General features: G+C 71.9%; 14 protein-coding genes. 12 read left to right on the top strand and 2 right to left on the bottom strand.

From position 1 onward, the window contains the following. Window positions 1-160 precede the first annotated feature (160 nt). From JYK17_RS00890 to JYK17_RS00840, 11 genes are all read left to right on the top strand, one after another. Window positions 161-2599 (top strand): GcvT family protein, encoded by a 2439-nt coding sequence (locus JYK17_RS00890; protein WP_222809553.1) that lies wholly within the window; start codon window positions 161-163, stop codon window positions 2597-2599. A gap of 36 nt (window positions 2600-2635) precedes the next feature. Then, window positions 2636-3496, top strand: coding sequence for a bifunctional methylenetetrahydrofolate dehydrogenase/methenyltetrahydrofolate cyclohydrolase (locus JYK17_RS00885; RefSeq protein ID WP_222809552.1), 861 nt, complete (start codon window positions 2636-2638; stop codon window positions 3494-3496). Further along, entirely contained in the window at window positions 3493-4860 is a 1368-nt protein-coding gene (glyA, locus tag JYK17_RS00880; RefSeq protein ID WP_128803810.1) for a serine hydroxymethyltransferase, read from the top strand. The genes JYK17_RS00885 and glyA overlap by 4 nt, the downstream gene beginning before the upstream one ends. Continuing rightward, window positions 4857-6089 carry a sarcosine oxidase subunit beta family protein gene (locus tag JYK17_RS00875; protein WP_108009708.1) on the top strand — a complete coding sequence of 411 codons (1233 nt, stop codon included), beginning with the start codon at window positions 4857-4859 and terminating at the stop codon, window positions 6087-6089. The genes glyA and JYK17_RS00875 overlap by 4 nt, the downstream gene beginning before the upstream one ends. A 12-nt stretch (window positions 6090-6101) precedes the next feature. Then, window positions 6102-9266, top strand: coding sequence for a sarcosine oxidase subunit delta family protein (locus JYK17_RS00870; protein WP_222809551.1), 3165 nt, complete (start codon window positions 6102-6104; stop codon window positions 9264-9266). Beyond that, window positions 9259-9864, top strand: a complete 606-nt coding sequence (locus JYK17_RS00865; protein ID WP_222809550.1) for a sarcosine oxidase subunit gamma — start codon at window positions 9259-9261, stop codon at window positions 9862-9864. Before JYK17_RS00870 ends, JYK17_RS00865 begins: the two co-directional genes overlap by 8 nt. 112 nt (window positions 9865-9976) lie before the next feature. Continuing rightward, a complete protein-coding gene (locus JYK17_RS00860; protein WP_108009702.1) occupies window positions 9977-10165 on the top strand; it encodes a hypothetical protein in 189 nt (62 codons plus the stop codon). A gap of 22 nt (window positions 10166-10187) precedes the next feature. Continuing rightward, window positions 10188-10883, top strand: a complete 696-nt coding sequence (locus JYK17_RS00855) for a hypothetical protein (RefSeq protein ID WP_108009700.1) — start codon at window positions 10188-10190, stop codon at window positions 10881-10883. After that, window positions 10880-11806 carry a DUF6895 family protein gene (locus JYK17_RS00850; RefSeq protein ID WP_222809549.1) on the top strand — a complete coding sequence of 309 codons (927 nt, stop codon included), beginning with the start codon at window positions 10880-10882 and terminating at the stop codon, window positions 11804-11806. Before JYK17_RS00855 ends, JYK17_RS00850 begins: the two co-directional genes overlap by 4 nt. Continuing rightward, window positions 11803-12723 (top strand): DUF6895 family protein, encoded by a 921-nt coding sequence (locus JYK17_RS00845; RefSeq protein WP_222809548.1) that lies wholly within the window; start codon window positions 11803-11805, stop codon window positions 12721-12723. The genes JYK17_RS00850 and JYK17_RS00845 overlap by 4 nt, the downstream gene beginning before the upstream one ends. Then, complete coding sequence (locus JYK17_RS00840) at window positions 12720-13835, top strand: serine hydrolase domain-containing protein (protein WP_222809547.1); 1116 nt, start codon at window positions 12720-12722, stop codon at window positions 13833-13835. Before JYK17_RS00845 ends, JYK17_RS00840 begins: the two co-directional genes overlap by 4 nt. A 78-nt stretch (window positions 13836-13913) precedes the next feature. On the opposite strand, the gene JYK17_RS00835 is transcribed toward JYK17_RS00840, so the two are convergent. Next, window positions 13914-15290, bottom strand: coding sequence for a carbohydrate-binding protein (locus tag JYK17_RS00835; RefSeq protein ID WP_108009692.1), 1377 nt, complete (start codon window positions 15288-15290; stop codon window positions 13914-13916). A 188-nt stretch (window positions 15291-15478) separates the two neighbouring features. Between JYK17_RS00835 and JYK17_RS00830 the strand changes: the two genes are divergently transcribed. Next, a complete protein-coding gene (locus JYK17_RS00830) occupies window positions 15479-16123 on the top strand; it encodes a DUF6629 family protein (protein WP_108009690.1) in 645 nt (214 codons plus the stop codon). Window positions 16124-16150: 27 nt separating this feature from the next. Here JYK17_RS00830 and JYK17_RS00825 read toward each other — a convergent pair whose 3' ends face one another. Next, window positions 16151-18334 carry a SpoIIE family protein phosphatase gene (locus JYK17_RS00825; protein ID WP_108009688.1) on the bottom strand — a complete coding sequence of 728 codons (2184 nt, stop codon included), beginning with the start codon at window positions 18332-18334 and terminating at the stop codon, window positions 16151-16153. Window positions 18335-18475 lie beyond the last annotated feature (141 nt).

Here is an 18475-nt window from a genome sequence, read left to right as displayed (position 1 = left end):
CGCCCGCCGGGCATCGCCTTGTCCCGGGCCGTTCCGGGCCGCGTCCTCCGACGTCACGGACCTCTTGACACCCCTCCCCACGGCAGGCACATTGAGTTGCGCAACCCGAACTGCGTTGCGCAGAAAGCAACTAGCTGGTTTTGATTTCGGAGGTGCGGCGATGGCGGGACCCCGAGTGGTGATCATCGGAGCGGGCGTCGTGGGAGCGGCCCTCGCGGACGAGGTCTCCGCGCGAGGCTGGACCGATGTGACCGTGGTCGACCAGGGCCCGCTGCCGGCCACGGGAGGCTCCAGCTCGCACGCACCGGGCCTGGTCTTCCAGACCAACTCCTCCAAGACCATGACCGAACTGGCCCGCTACACCGTCGAGAAGTTCTGCTCCCTCGACGTCGACGGCCAGCCCTGCTTCCTCCAGGTCGGCGGCCTCGAAGTGGCGACAAGCCCCGAGCGCCTGGCCGAACTGCGGCGCCGCCACGGCTGGATCACGGCCTGGGGCATCGAGGCCCGGCTGCTGACCCCCGACGAGTGCGTCGAGCAGCACCCGCTGGTCGACCGCGACCGCGTCCTCGGCGGCCTGCACGTACCCACCGACGGCCTCGCCAAGGCGGTCCTCGCGGTCGAGGCACAGATCCGCCGGGCCACCGAGCGCGGCGTGCGCTTCCTCGCCCGCCACGAAGTTCTCGACATCCGCCAGGACGACGGCCGCGTCACCGGCGTCGTCACCGACCACGGCGAGCTGGACGCCGACATCGTCGTGTGCTGCGCCGGCATCTGGGGCCCCAAGATCGCGCGCATGGCCGGCATGAACCTCCCGCTGACCCCGCTCGGCCACCAGCTCGCCTGGACCGGCCCCGTCCCGGCCCTCGCCGGTCAGACCGAGGAAGCGGTCCGCCCGATCCTGCGCCACCAGGACGCCGACCTCTACTACCGCGACCGCTTCGACGGCATCGGCATCGGCTACTACGGCCACCGCCCCATGCCCACCACCGCCGACGAGATCCTCTCCTTCGACGAGGCCGCCGAGATGCCCTCGGTCCTGAAGTTCACCGAGGAGGACTTCGAGCCCGCCTGGGCCGAGACCCAGTCCCTGCTGCCCGCCACGCGGGAGGCGAAGATCGAGGAAGGCATCAACGGCCTGTTCTCCTTCACCACCGACAACTTCCCGCTGCTGGGCGAGTCCCCGGACGTCAAGGGCTTCTGGGTCGCCGAGGCCGTCTGGGTCACCCACTCCGCGGGCGTCGGGCGGGCCATGGCCGAATGGCTCGTCGACGGCCACTGCTCCTCGTTCGACCTGCACGAGTGCGACGTCAACCGCTTCGAGCCGCACCAGCTCTCCCCGGAGTACGTACTGGCCCGCGACTGCCAGAACTTCGTCGAGGTCTACGACATCCTGCACCCGCTGCAGCCCTCCGGAGACCCGCGCCCGATCCGCACCAGCCCCTTCCACCCCCGCCAGCAGGAGCACGGCGCCTTCTTCCTGGAGGCGAACGGCTGGGAGCGCCCGCAGTGGTACGAGGCCAACGCGCACCTGGTGGAGGGCCGTTCGATCCCCACGCCCAACGACTGGGCGGCGCGGTACTGGTCGCCCATCGTCGGCGCCGAGGCCCAGGTCACCCGCGAGACCGTCGCGATGTACGACATGACCGCCCTCAAGCGCCTCGAGGTCACCGGCCCCGGCGCCGCCGCCTTCCTGGAGGGCCTGGTCACCGGCAAGGTCGCCAAGTCCGTCGGCTCGGTGACCTACACCCTGCTGCTCGACCGCGACGGCGGCATCCGCAGCGACATCACGGTGGCCCGCCTGGCCCGCGACCGCTTCCAGGTCGGCGCCAACGGCAACCTCGACCTGGACTGGTTCAGCCGCCATCTGCCGGCCGACGGCACCGTCCAGGTCCGCGACATCACCCCCGGCACCTGCTGCATCGGCCTGTGGGGCCCGCTCGCCCGCAAGGTCCTGCAGCCGCTCACGGACGCGGACTTCACCAACGACGGCCTCAAGTACTTCCGCGCCAAGCACGCCTACATCGGCAGCGTCCCGCTCACTGCGATGCGCCTGTCCTACGTCGGCGAACTCGGCTGGGAGCTGTACACCACCGCCGACCAGGGCCTGAAGCTCTGGGACACGCTGTGGGAGGCGGCTCGCCCGCTGGGCGGGATCATCGCCGGGCGGGGCGCGTTCGACAGCCTGCGCCTGGAGAAGGGATACCGCTCCTTCGGCGCCGACATGACGTACGAGCACGACCCCTACGAGGCGGGCGTCGGCTTCGCCGTCAAGCCCGACAAGGGGGAGTTCACCGGCAGGGAGGCGCTGTCGCACCGCAAGGAGAACGTGCGGCGGAAGTTGACCTGTCTGACCATCGACGACCCGCGGTCGGTCGTGATGGGCAAGGAGCCGGTGTACGACGGCGAGCGGGCCGTCGGCTACGTCACCAGCGCGGCGTACGGCTACACGATCGGCAAGGGGATCGCCTACGCGTGGCTGCCGGCGGAGCTCTCGGTGCCCGGGACCGCGCTGCACATCGGCTACTTCGACCAGCGGATCGAGGCGGTCGTGGCCGAGGAGCCGCTGTTCGACCCGAGCATGTCCCGTCTGCGCGGCTGACTCTCCGCGTCGCATCCGAGGAAAGGAACACCACCGGTGACCGCACAACTCCTCGACGGCAAGGCGACTGCCGCCGACATCCGCAGCGAACTCGCCGAGCGCGTGGCCAAGTTGGCAGCCACCACCGGCCGCGCGCCGGGGCTTGGCACGGTCCTGGTCGGCGACGACCCGGGCAGCCGGGCCTACGTCGGTGGCAAGCACCGCGACTGTGCGCAGGTGGGGATCGCGTCGATCCGCCGGGATCTGCCCGCCGACGCCTCGCAGAGCCAGGTCGAGGACGTGATCGACGAGCTCAACGCCGACCCTGCCTGCACCGGCTACATCGTCCAACTGCCGCTCCCCGCACACCTGGACGCCAACGCCGTACTGGAACGGATGGACCCGGCCAAGGACGCCGACGGACTGCACCCCGTCAACCTCGGCCGGCTCGTGCTGGGCGTCGAGGCGCCGCTGCCGTGCACCCCGCGCGGCATCGTGGAGCTGCTGCGCCGCCACGACGTGCCCCTCGCGGGCGCACGGGTGTGCGTGATCGGGCGCGGCATCACCGTCGGACGCCCCATCGGCCTGCTGCTGACCCGCAGGTCGGAGAACGCCACCGTGACCCTCTGCCACACCGGAACCAAGGGCCTGGCCTGGCACACCTGCGAGGCGGACATCGTCGTCTCGGCCGCCGGGTCGCCCGGACTGATCACCAAGGACATGCTGCGCCCCGGCGCGGCCGTCCTGGACGTCGGCATCACCCGCACCGAGCAGGGGCTGGTCGGCGACGTGCACCCGGAGGCCGCCTCGGTCGCCGGACGGCTCGCGCCGATGCCCGGGGGAGTGGGCCCCATGACCCGCGCCATGCTGCTCGCCAACGTCGTCGAGGCCGCCGAGAGGAACGCGAACCCGGTATGAACGCGCTGAACACCCCGCTGGCCCAGCTGGACCCCGAGGTCCACGACGCCCTGCGCGCCGAACTGCACCGCCAGCAGTCCACCCTGGAGATGATCGCCTCCGAGAACTTCGCGCCCACCGCCGTGATGGAGGCGCAGGGCTCGGTCGCCACCAACAAGTACGCCGAGGGCTATCCCGGCCGCCGCTACTACGGCGGCTGCGAACACGTCGACGTCACCGAGCGGTTGGCGATCGAGCGGATCAAGTCCCTGTTCGGGGCAGGGTTCGCCAACGTCCAGCCGCACTCCGGCGCCCAGGCGAACACGGCCGTCTTCTTCGCCCTGTTGCAGCCCGGCGACACCGTCCTCGGCCTCGACCTCGCACACGGCGGTCATCTCACCCACGGCATGCGCATCAACTACAGCGGCAAGATGCTCAACGTCGTGCCGTATCACGTCTCCGAGGCCGACAACCTGGTCGACATGGACGAGGTCGAGCGCCTCGCCAAGGAACACCGCCCCAAGATGATCATCGCGGGCTGGTCGGCGTACCCCCGGCAGCTGGACTTCGCCGCCTTCCGCCGCATCGCCGACGAGGTCGGCGCGCTGCTCATGGTCGACATGGCGCACTTCGCGGGCCTGGTCGCCGCCGGACTGCACCCCAACCCCGTGCCGCACGCCCATGTCACCACCACGACCACGCACAAGACCCTCGGCGGCCCGCGCGGCGGCGTCATCCTCACCAACGAGGCCGACCTCGCCAAGAAGATCAACTCGGCGGTGTTCCCCGGGATGCAGGGCGGCCCGCTGGAACACGTCATCGCCGCGAAGGCGGTCTCCTTCAAGGTCGCCGCTTCACCGGAGTTCGCCGACCGCCAGGCCCGCACCCTGGCCGGCGCCCGCATCCTCGCCGATCGCCTCACCCAGGCCGACGCGGCGGCTGCCGGCGTGAAGGTCCTCACCGGCGGCACGGACGTCCACCTGGTCCTGGTCGACCTGCGCGATTCAGACCTTGACGGCCGTCAGGCGGAGGACCTCCTCCACGACATCGGCATCACCGTCAACCGCAACGCCGTGCCCTTCGACCCGCGCCCGCCCATGGTCACCTCGGGCCTGCGCATCGGCACCCCGGCGCTCGCCACCCGCGGCTTCACCGAGGACGACTTCACCGAGGTCGCCGACGTGATCGCGCTGGCCCTCCAACCCGCCCCCGACACCGCCGCGTTGCGCGCCCGCACCCGGGCCCTGGCCGCCCGGCACCCGCTCTACCCGCACCTGTCACAGGCAGCATCCCCGTCACAGGCGGCATCCCTGTCACAGGCGGCATCCCTGTCACAGGCGGCATCCCTGTCACAGGCGGCAACAGAAGCCGGAGACACCGCATGAGCCCCCGCACCCCCGGCGCCGAGCTGCCCGAACACCCCGACTTCCTGTGGCGCACACCCGAGCCGAAGCGCTCGTACGACGTCGTCGTCGTCGGCGGCGGCGGACACGGCCTGGCCACCGCGCACTACCTCGCCAAGAACCACGGCATCACCAATGTCGCCGTACTGGAGAAGGGCTGGCTCGCGGGCGGCAACATGGCCCGCAACACCACGATCATCCGCTCCAACTACCTCTGGGACGAGAGCGCCGGCATCTACGAGCACGCCCTCAAGCTCTGGGAGGGCCTGGCCGACGACCTCGACTACCCGATCCTCTTCTCCCAGCGCGGCGTGCTGAACCTCGCCCACAGCCTCCAGGACGTCCGCGACAGCGTGCGCCGCGTCGAGGCCAACCGGCTCAACGGAGTCGACGCGGAGTACCTCGACGCCGAGCAGGTCAAGGAAGTCTGCCCGATCGTCAACATCAGCCAGGACGTGCGCTATCCCGTCCTCGGCGCCACCTACCAGCCGCGCGCGGGCATCGCCAAGCACGACCACGTCGCCTGGGGCCTGGCCCGCTCCGCCGATGCCGCCGGCATCGACATCATCCAGAACTGCGAGGTCACCGGCCTGGACGTGGTCGGAAACCGCGTGGTCGGCGTCCAGACCAATCTGGGCCCCATCGCGGCGGGCAAGGTCGCCCTGTGCTCGGCGGGCCACACCTCGGTCCTCGCCGCCATGGCGGGCATCGAACTCCCCGTCCAGAGCCACCCCTTGCAGGCCCTGGTCTCCGAACTCCTGGAGCCGGTCCACCCGACGGTCGTCATGTCCAACGCCGTCCACGTCTACGTCAGCCAGGCCCACAAGGGCGAGCTGGTGATGGGCGCGGGCATCGACGCCTACAACTCCTACACCCAGCGCGGCGCCTTCCACATCATCGAGGACCAGATGTCCGCGGCCCTGGAGCTCTTCCCGGTCTTCGCCCGCGCCCACGTCCTGCGCACCTGGGGCGGCATCGTCGACGTCAGCCCCGACGCCTCACCCATCGTCGGCCTCAGCCCCGTCGACAACCTCTACCTCAACTGCGGCTGGGGCACGGGCGGTTTCAAGGCCACCCCCGGCGTCGGCTGGGTCTACGCCCACACCATCGCCCACGACACCCCCCACCCCCTCAACGCCCCCTTCTCGCTCGACCGTTTCACCACCGGCGCGCTCGTCGACGAACACGGCGCCGCCGCGGTGGCCCACTAGGGAGCCCAACCCATGCTGCTCATCCCCTGCCCGTGGTGCGGGCCCCGCGACGAGTCCGAGTACCACTACGGCGGCCAGGCCCACATCCCCTACCCGGACGACCCGTCGGCCCTCACCGACGAGGAATGGGCCCGCTACCTCTTCTTCCGCGACAACCCCAAGGGCCCCTTCGCCGAACGCTGGAACCACACGGCGGGATGCCGCCGCTGGTTCAACGCGGTACGGGACACATCGACGAACGAGATCCTGACGGTGTACCGAGTGGGGGAGGAGCGTCCCGCAACGGCTGAGCGGGGTGGGCTGTATTCAGCCCGTCCGGCGTTTGAGGACGAGGCCCTTTCGGGGCCGATCGGGGGTCTGGGGGCAGAGCCCCCAGCACGCACCCGCACCCGCACAAACACCCGCACCTTGACTTTCACGTTCGACGGCGCCGAATACCAGGGCCGAGAAGGCGACACCCTGGCCTCCGCCCTGCTCGCCAACGGCGTCATCCAAGCCGCCACAAGTATCAAACTCGGCCGCCCCCGCGGCATCTTCTCCGCCGGCGCAGAGGAACCCAACGCCGTCATCCAGATAGAAGAACCCTTCCCGGAGCCCATGCTCCCGGCCACCACCGTCGAGCTCTACGACGGCCTCGTCGCCACCAGCCTCCCCGGCCAGGGCCGCCTCGCCACCGAACCGGACCCGGCCCGCTACGACGCCGTTCACGACCACTGCGACGTACTGATCGTCGGCGCGGGCCCCGCAGGCCTCGCCGCAGCCGCAGCGGCAGCTCGCTCGGGCGCCCGCGTCATCCTCGCCGACGACCAGCCGGAACTCGGCGGCAGCCTCCTCGGCACCGGCGAACTCCCCACCTGGGTAAGCGAAACGACCCGGCTGCTGACCACATCGCCGGACATCCGCGTCCTTCACCGCACCACCGTCTTCGGCTACTACGACGACAACCACCTCCTCGCCGTGGAGCGCCGCACCAACCACCTAGGCGCCGCCGCCCCACCCAACGTCGCCCGTGAACGCGTCCACCGCATCCGCGCCCGCCGCGTCGTGCTCGCCACCGGCGCCCACGAGCGTTCCCTCGCCTTCGCCGACAACGACCGTCCCGGCGTGATGCTGGCCCATTCGGCCCGCACCTACGCCAACCGGTACGGCGTCCTGCCCGGCCGCCGCGCCGTCGTGTTCACCACCAACGACAGCGCCTACGCCGCCGCACTGGACCTCGCCGCGGCGGGCGTGGAGATCGCCGCGATCGTCGACACCCGTGACGATGCGGGGGAGTGGGCCGAGCGTGCCCGCACGGCAGGCATCGAGGTGCTGCCCGGCCACGCGGTCACCGGCACGGACGGCGACACCCGCCTGACCTCGGTCACCGTCTCCACGTACGGAAGGACCGAAAAACAAAGGGAGTTCACCGCCGACCTCCTCCTGGTCTCAGGCGGCTGGAACCCGGTGGCGCACCTGTTCAGCCAGGCCGGCGGCAGGCTCCGCCACGACGAAACGCTCGGCACCTTCGTGCCGGACAGTTGCCGTCAGGCCGTCGAGGTCGCGGGCAGTGCGAGCGGTGTTCTCGACCTGGCCGGGGTCCTGGCGCAGGGTGCGGCGGCGGGTGTCCGTGCGCTGGAGGCCGAGGGATACGCGGCGCAGGCCCCCGCCCTCCCGGCCGTACCGGCACAGCCGCGGCCTACCCCGCCGATGCAGGTCTTCACCGTCCCCGGCCGCGAGGGCGCCCCGCGCTTCGTGGACCTCCAACGGGACGTCACCGTCGACGACTTGACCCGCGCCACGGCGGCCGGCATGCGCTCGGTGGAGCACACCAAGCGCTATACCACCGCCGGTACCGCGAACGACCAGGGCAAGACCTCCGGCGTGCTCGCCAGCGGGGTGGTCGCCGAGCTGCTCGGTGTGGACATCTCCGCGCTCGGCACGACCACGTTCCGACCGCCCTACGTCCCGGTCTCCTTCGCCGCGCTCGCCGGCCGCGACCGGGGCGGACTGAGCGACCCGGTGCGTACGACGGCCCTGCACGCGTGGCATGTCACGCACGGCGCGCTGTTCGAGAACGTCGGCCAGTGGAAGCGTCCTTGGTACTACCCGCAGGACGGCGAGGACATGGAGTCGGCCGTGCTGCGCGAGTGCGCGGCCGCCCGCGAGGGCGTCGCGTTCATGGACGCCTCCACGCTGGGCAAGATCGACGTGCAGGGCCCGGACGCGGCACTCTTCCTCGACCGGCTGTACACCAACATGATCAGCACCCTGAAGACCGGCATGATCCGCTACGGCGTCATGTGCCGCCCGGACGGCATGGTCTTCGACGACGGCACGGTCATGCGTCTCGCCCAGGACCGCTTCCTGGTCACCACGACCACGGGCAACGCCGCCGCCGTACTGGACTGGATGGAGGAGTGGCTGCAGACCGAGTGGCCCGAACTGCGCGTCCACTGCACGTCGGTCACCGAGCAGTGGGCCACCGTTGCCCTGGTCGGCCCCAAGTCGCGCGCGGTCCTCGGCTCGCTGGCACCCCAACTGGCCGTCGCCAACGAGGACTTCCCGTTCATGGCCTGGCGAGAGACGACAGTCGCAGGGCTCGACGCGCGCGTGTGCCGGATCAGCTTCTCCGGTGAACTCGCCTACGAGATCAACGTATCGCCGTGGGAGGCGCTCGCCCTGTGGGAGGCGCTGTGCGAGGCCGGTGCCCCGTACGGCATCACCCCGTACGGCACCGAGACCATGCATGTGCTGCGGGCGGAGAAGGGCTACCCGATCGTCGGGCAGGACACCGACGGCACGGTCACCCCGCAGGACCTCGGCATGAGCTGGGCGGTGTCCAAGAAGAAGCCCGACTTCATCGGCAAGCGCTCCTACGCCCGCGCCGACACCGCCCGCCCCGACCGCAAGCACCTGGTCGGCCTGTTGACGGAGGAGCCCGGCACCTTCCTGCCCGAGGGCACCCACTTGGTGGCCGACAGCGTGCTGCCCGCCCCGCCGGTCCCGATGCTCGGCCATGTCACCTCCAGCTACCGCAGCGCCGCCCTGGGCCGGACCTTCGCGCTGGCCCTGGTCAAGGGCGGCCGGGACCGCATCGGCGAGCGGCTGTACGCCCCCGTGGGCGGCCGACTGGTCCCGGTGACCGTCGCAAGCCCCGTCCTCTACGACCCCGAGGGAGCCCACCGCGATGGCTGACACCGCGCTTTCCGCCCCGCCCCGCAGCCCCCTGGCACACGACGCCCACCGCCTGGCCGCCGCGACCCGCGCCTCCCGGGGCGCGATCCGGCTGGCCGAGCTGCCCTTCCTGGCCCAGGTGAACGTCCGCCTGGACGCCAAGGGAGGGGCGGCGGACGCGGTCGGGCTCGCGCTGGGACTGCAACTGCCCCTGGAACCCAACACGGTCGTACGGACCGGGGAGCTGACCGCGGTCTGGCTCGGCCCGGACGAATGGCTGGTGGTGGGGGCGCCGGGCAGCCAGGCGGCCGTGGAGGCCCGCATCCGGGAGGCGGCCGGGGACGAGCACGTCTCCGTCACCGACGTCTCCGCCCAGCGCACCACGCTGCTGGTCGCCGGCCCCCGCGCCCGCGACCTGCTGGCCCACGGCTGCTCGCTCGACCTGCACCCGCGGGTGTTCGGCGCCGGCCGCTGCGCCCAGACGACGCTGGCCCGCACCCAGGTCGTCCTGGTCGCCCGGGACCAACCACGCGCCGGATTCTGGGTGCTGGTGCGCTCCTCCTTCGCCGGCTATCTGACGGACTGGCTGCTGGACGCGGCGACCGAATACCTGGCCTGAGCGGGTTGTTGAAGGAGTTACCAATGAGAACTTTGTGACGGTTTGCATGCTTTGTGCGCATATGGTGACCTGGGTTACGAAGGCTGTTCGTACACCCAGAGGAGATGGTCGTATGCCTTCCACGGACAAGACGGTCGCGGAACTCACGGAGATCCAGAGCGTCGATATCGAGGCGGCACTCGACCCGGCCGAGCCCGACGGCGTCTACCGTGACAGCCGCGAGTGCGCCGCACTCGCGCTGACCTCCGGAACCACCTCACTGCTGCTCTCCCCGCCGACCCCCCGCCCGAAGAAGGGCTGAGCGAGCCGACGGGAGCAGCTGAATGGAGCAGTCAGGCACGGGCGCCCTCCTGCAGGGCGCGGTGCAGGACCTCTCGTCGGACGTGGCCTCCGCCCTTCGGGGCGGGGGCCACGCCCCGGTCACCGGCGGCCCCGAGGACGGCATCACCGTCGCGGCCGTACGCGTTCTGGGCGCGGACCTGTTGCTGCCGCACCTCCTGGCCCGCACCCCGCCGCCCCCGGACACGCTCGACACGCTCCGGCAGACGGTCAGCGCCTTCCCGCCCCGCACCGACGCCGCCCCCACCGTCGTATGGAGCCACTGGGCGATGCGGCGCACCCTGCGCCACTTCGAGCAGCCCCCGGACTCCACGCCCGCGGCCGAGGAGGGACCGGAGCCCGACGGCGCCTGGCTGGACGGCGCGAGCTGGCAGTACCTCACCCATCAACTCGCCGTCCTGGCACCGCTCGCGGTGCCCGGCGCGGACTGCGCGGTGGCGCGCGCCGCGCGCAGCCGCCCGGTCGACGTCGCCCGCGGCTTCGTCAGGGCGGTGCGCCGCAGGGACTGGCAGCAGGCCGCGGGCGCCGGCCGCTGGCTGACCCTGCTGGACGGGGTGCCGGACACGCTCGGCCTCGACGGCGGCCTCGACTTCGTGGAGCTGATGGGCGGCAGCGACCCCCGGGTCGCCCTCCAGGTGGCGGCGGCACGCGCGATGCGCCGGGCCGGAGCGCTCGTATGACGACCGCCGTGGACACCCGGCTGATCCGGGACGTGGCGGTCGCCGCGCTCGGCTGGGTGTCCGCCCACCGCGGCGACTTCGCGCTGGGCGCGGACGCCCTCACCACCGACGGCCCGGTCGACCTCACCTGGAAACCCCTCGGCGAACTGGCCCAGACCTGCGTGAGCGTGCGCCGCTGCACCCCGCCCTCGGACCCGCTGCACGCCTGCGCGTCCGACCTGCTGGACTTCGCCTGGCAGCAGACGGTCCGGGGCGAGCTGTTCCTGCGCCTGCAGCGCACCGAGCCGTTCGCGACGTACCCGCTGGAGGTGTACTCCGTCTTCGCGGGCGCCGGACTGCGGCACGCCGGGTACGAGGCGGCGGCCGCCACGGTCGCGCGCAGCCGCGGCTGGCGCCTCACCGAGCAGGAACCCACCCGGCGGCTCGGCCTGTTGAACGCCGAGCGACGCAGCGACATCCACCGTCCGGAGCCGTTCACGCAGGCGCTCGGCCGCACCTGGCTCGGCGGACTGCCGGAACCGTGGACCTTCGAGCGCGCCTCCGGCTACGCCCTCACCCACGTCGTCTTCCATCTCACCGACTGGGGCCGCACCGCCCAGGACGTCCCCGCCGAACTGGCCGCCTATCTGACCGACTGGCTGCCGCCCTGGCTCGACACCTGCCTGGACGCCGGGATGTGGGACCTCGCCTGCGAACTGCTGATCGTGGCCGCGAGCCTGCCCCGCCCGATCGACGCGGCCACGCTGCGGGACGCCTGGACGCGGATCGCGCGGGTCCAACACCCCTCCGGCGCACTCCCGTTGGTGGCCCCCGACCCCGCGCACACCGACGCGGCCGACCCGGAGCCGGGCTTCGTCCACGGCTACCACTCCACCCTCATGCTGGCCTTCGCCGCGGCTCTGACACAGGGAGTACCGGCATGACCGACACCCGTCTGCTGCACACCGTCGGCGTCCGCGCCCTCGATTGGCTGTGGGCCCACCGCGACGGCTTCCGCCTGGAACCCGACGTCGATCCGGAAGTGGGCTTCCTGGAGCGGTTCAAACCGGTCGGCGAACTCGCCCTGATCTGCGGCGTGTTGTTCCGCGAGGGCGTGGCCGGGTCACAACAGGCCGAACTGGCACGCCGGTTGGTGGACCACACCTGGCGCGACACCCTGGACGGCGGCCGCGCGCTGGTGCGCGGCCAGCGCATCGAACCGCTCTCGCCCATCCCCTTCGAGGTGTACCGGCCCTACCGGGAACTCGGCTACAGCGAGCCCGAGGTGGAACGCGCCACCGCCCTCTACCACCGGCTGACCAGCTGGTCCGCGCTGGAACTGCACCCCACCCGCCGCCTCGGCCTGTCCGCCTTCGAGCGCCGCTACGGCCTCACGCCCCGCCCACCGGAGGCCGACATCGTCGGCAACACCTGGCTGGGCCGCACTCCCGAACCCTGGACGGTCGGCGGGCACATCGCCTACGACATCACCCACGCGGTGTTCCACCTGACCGACTGGGGAGAGCGTCCCGAGGGCCTGCCGCCGCGCATCGCCGACTACCTCGCCACCTGGCTGCCGGTGTGGATCGACGACTGGCTGGACCTCGAGCGCTGGGACCTGCTCGGCGAACTCCTCGTCGTCGACGCCTGTCTGCCCCGCCCCACCCTCGACGAGCGGGCCTGGCAGGCGTTCGCCGCGGCGCAGCAGCCCGACGGTGCCATGCCCGCCGTACGCACCATGCCCGAGGGCGAGCCCGAGGAGGTGTTCGACCTGGTCTACCACCCCACCCTCGTCGCCGCCTTCGCCTCCGTGCTGGCCACCTCCCGCGCCCTGTCCGAGATGGCGCACGTCACCTCATGAACACCTTCCTCCTGAGCACCTCGGCCGGGCCCTGGCCGGGCGACCCGCACGACGCGGACGACTTTCGGGCGGGCCGCTCCGCGGAGACGGAGCGCAAACAGGCCGCGCACGACGAGGAGTTGGGCCAGCGCCTGCAGGCGGCCGTGGACGCCGTCGACGCACCCGACGTCGTCCTCGCCGTCTCCCGCCACGGCCGCCGCACCCTGCACTGCGGCGGCACCGCCCCGCCGCCACCCACGCCCCGTCAGGACCTGCGCTACGAACTCGGCTCCGCCTCCAAGACCTTCACCGGACTGCTGCTGGCCCAGCTGATCCGGCGCGGCGTGCTGTCCGGGGGCGAGCCGGCCACCGTCTGCCTGGCCCCTGCCCGGCACCGCGGCGCGACCCCCGTGACGCTCGCTCACCTCCTCACCCACACCTCCGGACTGCCCGCCCTGCCACCCGACTTCTTCCCGCGTTCCCTGCCCGTCTGGCACACCACGCCCTACGCCCGCTACCCAGCCGAACGCGTCATCGACGCCTTCCTGCGCCGCCGCCCCGCACCCCGTCCAGGCACCCGCTGGCGCTACTCCAACTTCGGGGTCGCCGTACTCGGCCACGCCGTCGCGGCGGCGACCGGCACCGCCTGGGAGGACCTGCTCACCGAGCAGATCCTGCGCCCACTGGACCTCGACGACACCGCCCTGCACGCGCACGGCCCGGGCACCGATGCCGCCGGACACCGCAAGGACGGCCGCACCCCCGTGCCCGCCTTCGACGCGGGCGGCTTCCAGGCGGCGGGCGCCGTCCGCGCCACCCCGCACGACCTGCTCACCTTCCTCGAAGCCCACCTCGACCCGCCCGACACCCGCCTGGCCGGCGCCCTGCGAGCGGTCCGCACACCGGTGCTACGCCGTGGACTCGGGCACCGCCACGTCCACACCACGGCCTGGTTCCGGCACCCCACCGACACCGGTCCCCTGTACTTCCACGGCGGCGCCACCCTCGGCCAACAGGCCTTCCTGGGCTTCCGCCCCGACACCGGCACCGCCCTGGTCGCCCTGTGCACACGCCGCGTCCGCGCCCACGACCCCTTCGTGGCGACGGCGTACCGGCTGCTGGCCGAGGCGTAGGCGGTCCAGGGCCCGGACACACGAACGGTGCGGGGATCGTGTCCCCGCACCGCACATGCCGTACTCCTACTCCACCCGTTACTTCACCCGCTGCCACAGGGACGGCGTGCCGTCCGGGGTCCAGACCGCCTGTGCCTGGTGGGTCTGCAGGCACTGGTAGCGGACGCCTGCGTGGCTGACCGTGTCACCGGTCTGGTAGACCCGCCCGGCCCGCCATGCGTCGGCCGCGTTGTCCTGCGGGCCCTGCGTGCCGGACTGGGAGGCCGCGGTCTTCAGGGTGAGGCCGAAGTCGCTCAGGATCGGGTTGACCGGCTGGAAGAAGGTGGTTCCGCCGGTGGTGCAGTCGCCCGAGCCGCCGGAGGTGGTGCCCTGGGCCTGCGCGCCGGAGACGAACGGCCCGCCGGAGTCGCCCGGTTCGGAGCACACGCTGGTGCGGGTCAGGCCGGTGACGGTGCCCTCTTCGTAGTCGACCGTGGCGCCGAGCTGCTGGATGGTGCCGCAGTGCCAGCCGGAGGTGGAGCCGGAGCGGCACACGGACGCTCCGACGAGCGCCTGGACCGAGCCGGCGATCTGCGCCCGCTTGCCGCCCTGACCCTTGTAGTCCGGCGTGGCGGTCCAGTTGCTGTTGACGGCCACCCAGGACATGTCCTTGCCGGGGAAGGTGGACGCCTGGAAGGTGCCCTGGTCGGTCTTGTCGTACCCGGTGGTCGTCGAGCCGGGCTTGCCGCAGTGGCCCGCGCTGACGAAGCCCTGCCGGCTGCCCTTGGTGACCGAGAAGCCGACGGAGCAGCGGGCGCTGTTGTCGATGTAGTAGGCGTCGCCGCCGACGATGTCCTCGCGCAGCTTGGGCCGCGCCGCCGACACCCGGATGACCACGCCCCGCCCTTCGAGGCCGGCGGCCTTGACGAAGGCGCTGGCCGCCGACTTCCTGGTCGCCTGGACGACGACCCGGTTGGCCGGTACGTCGACGTACCAGACCGGGGTGTCGTGGGAACGGCGGTGCAGAGCGGTCGCGTCCAGCCTTTCCTTGAGTGCCTGCAGGGTGCTGAGCGGTGTGGTGACGACCGCGGCCTTGGCGCCCTGCGCCTGGATGGCGGCCACGTCCGCCGCGTGCGTGGTGGCGACGGTGAGTTCGGCGGAGGTCGTTCCGTGCACCCAGGCGCCGGCGAAGTGCCCGCCCAGTGCGTTGCGCAGGCGGCCCGCACGGGTGCCGGCCTCGGCCTCGTTGGTCAGCCTGGCCTTCGCCTGCTGCCGCGTCAGGCCCAGGTCGCGTTGCATCGCCTGCAGCATCTGCGCGGACGGCCGGACGGTGTCCAGGGTGCGGGCGGCGATGCTGACGGGGCCCGGCGCGGGTGGTGGCGGGGCCGCGGCTGCGGACGGGACCTGGGTGAGGACGAGAGCGCCGAGCGCGGTCAGGGCGGCGCGGCGCGCGCCCACAGCATGTCTGGCGACCATGCGGTGTGCCTCCTTCTGAAGGGGGTGAGACAGTGGCGAATCCGTAGGCGGCCTTGCCGCAAAGGCCCGGAACGATGTCAAAGGCGGAGGTCTTTCGCGCTTTGGGGGACGCCTCGGGTGGCATGTGCAGTACTCGCCCGTCGCCGCCACGCACGCCGTGCCCGCTGCGGGGGTGTCATGGTGGGGTCATGTGCTGGAGTGCGACGGCCGATCTGGTCGCGGGAACGGGGATCGCCTGCGTCGGTGTCGCCTGTGTGGCGCGGGTGCGGCGGATCGGGGATCTCCCGCTCGCCGCGCTGCCGTTGCTGCTCGGCATCCATCAGCTGGTCGAGGCACGGGTGTGGCAGGTCGAGGGCGGCAGCGGACCGGCCGTCATCGCCTGGACCGTGATCGCGTTTCCCCTACTGGCGCTGTGGGTGCCCCTGGCCGTGGTGTGCGCCGAGCCCCGCCCGGTCCGGTCCCGGCTCGCGATTCCCGCGCTGTCCGGCCTGGTGACCGGCGCCGTGCTGGCGTACGTCATCGCCACCCGCACCGTCCGGGCCGAGATCCGCGGCCACACCGTCGGCTACGTCATCGGCCTGCCGCACGGACAGCTGCTCGTCGCGGGCTATCTCCTCGCCACCGTCGGCGCGTTGCTGCTCTCCGGCGACCGCCGGGTGCGCGTGCTGGGGGTGCTCGCCGGTGCGGGTGCGCTGGTCTGCTGGGCCCTGTGGCGACTGGAGTTCGTCTCGACCTGGTGCGCGTTCGCGGCGGTGTGCTCGGTGGTGGTGTTCGAGTGGGTGGGGAGCCGACGCCGAAGCCCTGACAGCGTGGAGTTCAGCCCGTCCTCGTAGCTGCGTGGAGTGCAGTTCGTTGCCCCCTCACATCGCCCGTGCCACGAGCAGGGCCACGTCGTCGTGGTCCTCGGGGTGGCGCAGGCCGTGGAGGAGGAGGTCGCAGGTCTCCTCCAGGGGGCGCAGCGGCTCGTCGAGGAAGCCGAGCATGGTGTGCAGGCGGTCGTCGATGGAGTGGTGCCGGGTCTCGACGAGACCGTCGGTGTACAGCACGAGCAGTTCGCCGGGTCCGAGCCGGGTCGTGGTCGCCTCGAAGGGGACACCGCCGACACCGAGCGGGGCACCGGTGGGCAGGTCGAGCAGTTCGGGGGAGTGGCCCGGTCCGGCCAGCGCGGGCGGCATGTGTCCGGCGTTGGCGATCTGGCACCGATGGGTGCGGGGGTCGTAAACGGCGTAGAGGCAGGTGACGATGTAGTGCTCCAGATCGCAGGTGATCTTGTCCAGGTGCTGGAGCACGGCGCTCGGGGCGAGATCGAGGTCCGCGTAGGCGCAGGTGGCGGTGCGCAGGCGGCCCATGGTGGCGGCGGCGTCGATGCCGTTGCCCATGACGTCGCCGACGACCAGGGCCGTCTTGTCGTCGCTGAGCGGGATGACGTCGTACCAGTCGCCGCCGACCTCGCTGGTGGCCTGGGCGGGCTGGTAGCGGGAGGCGAGTTCGAGCCCCGAGTGTTCGGGCGGGTGGTCGGGCAGCAGGCTGCGCTGCAGCGTGAGGGCGGTGTTGCGCACGCTCTGGAACCAGCGGGCGTTGTCGATGGCCACGGCCGCCCGCCCCGCCAGTTCGCCGGCCAGCACGACGTCGTCCTCGTCGAAGGGGAGCGGATTGCGGGTGCGCTTGAGGTCGAGGGCGCCGAGCACCTCGCCGTGGGCGATCAGCGGCACCGCGAGATACGAGTGCACCCCGGCCCGCGCCAGCAGCGACCCGGCCTCGGCGTCCCGGGCGATCCGGGGCAGGTCCTGGGCGTCGACATGGCGTACCAGAACCGGCCGCCCGGAGTGCACGCACAGCGTGACCAGGCGGTCCCCGTCGTAGGCCGCGAGCCCGCCGGGCGGATCGGCGGCCCGCAGCGCCACCGTCGGGTGGGAAGCCTTGAGGGCCAGTGAACGGAACAGCTCCGGGCCGTCGTCCGGTCTGCGCGAGCGCCGGCAGGCCAGCGCCGAGTCGAGTACGTCCACGGCGACCACGTCGGCGAGCTGCGGGACGGCGATCTCGGCCAGTTCCCGGGCGGTGTCCTCCACCTCCAGCGTGGTGCCGACCCGCACCGAGGCGTCGGCGATGAGGGCGAGCCGACGCCGGGCCCGGTCGGCCTCGGCGGCCGCGCGGTGCCGTTCGGTGACGTCGACGACCGAGATGGTCGCGCCCAGGACACGCCCGCCGGGGTCCTCCAGCCGGTAGAAGGACAGCGACCAGGCGTGCTCGTTCTCGGGGTCGGCCGGGGGCCGGCCCACGTGGTACTGGTCGAGCAGCGGGGTGCCGGTGGTCAGCACCTGACGCAGCGCGGACTCGATGGTGTGAACGTCGGGCAGCGGCAGGGCCTCGCGCAGCGTGCGGCCCACATGGTCCTCGGCGGGGATGCCGTCGATCCGGGCCAGCGCCGGGTTGACCAGCAGATACCGCAGGTCGGGGTCGAGCAGGGCGAGACCGATCGGGGACTGGTTGATCAGCCGCTCGCACAGGGCCAGGTCGGTCTCCACGCGCTGGAGCAGATTGTGGTCGGCGGCCAGGCCCAGGGCGTAGACGTCACCGAGATCGTCCTGGAGCCGCATGTTGCGGAACTCCATGAGCCGGGAGCTGCCGTCCTTGTGCCGGATGGGGAAGGCTCCCGCCCAGCTCCGGCCGGTCTCCAGCACCTCCGTGAACAGGTTGACCACGGCCGTCATGTGCTCGGGGTGGATGAACAGCCGCGCCGCATACGTGCCCAGTGCCTCCTGCGCGGTGTAGCCGAACAACTCCTCGGCCTGCGGGGTCCAGAAGACGATGCGCCCGTCGGTGTCCAGGACCACCGCGGACACGCTCAGCACATCCAGCAGACCGGTGACCCGGGGCTCCGCTTCCGACCGGAGGGAACCGGGCGGGGCGGAGTCGTCCTGGACGGACTCGGGCTCGGAGGAATCGGGCTCGGAAGAGCCGTGCGCAGAAGAGCCGTGCGCAGAAGAGCTGTGCTCAGAAGTACTGGGCTCAGAAGAATCGGGCTGGAAGGAATCTGCCGCCATCTCGCGACCACCTCCACCTGTGGCCCTTCCATGCTGCCCCCGCCTCGCGCCGGGCGGAAGCAGAGGCGGTCGGGGACCTGTTTCTCCGGAACCGTGCGCAATGGCCGGACAAGCAGGAACATGGTGCTGTAAAGGACGGAA

The organism is Streptomyces plumbidurans (assembly GCF_019857225.1).
GTDB classification, from domain to species: domain Bacteria; phylum Actinomycetota; class Actinomycetes; order Streptomycetales; family Streptomycetaceae; genus Streptomyces; species Streptomyces plumbidurans.
Note: the sequence above shows the minus strand (reverse complement) of the source record. Positions and strands in the feature narration are given on the sequence as shown.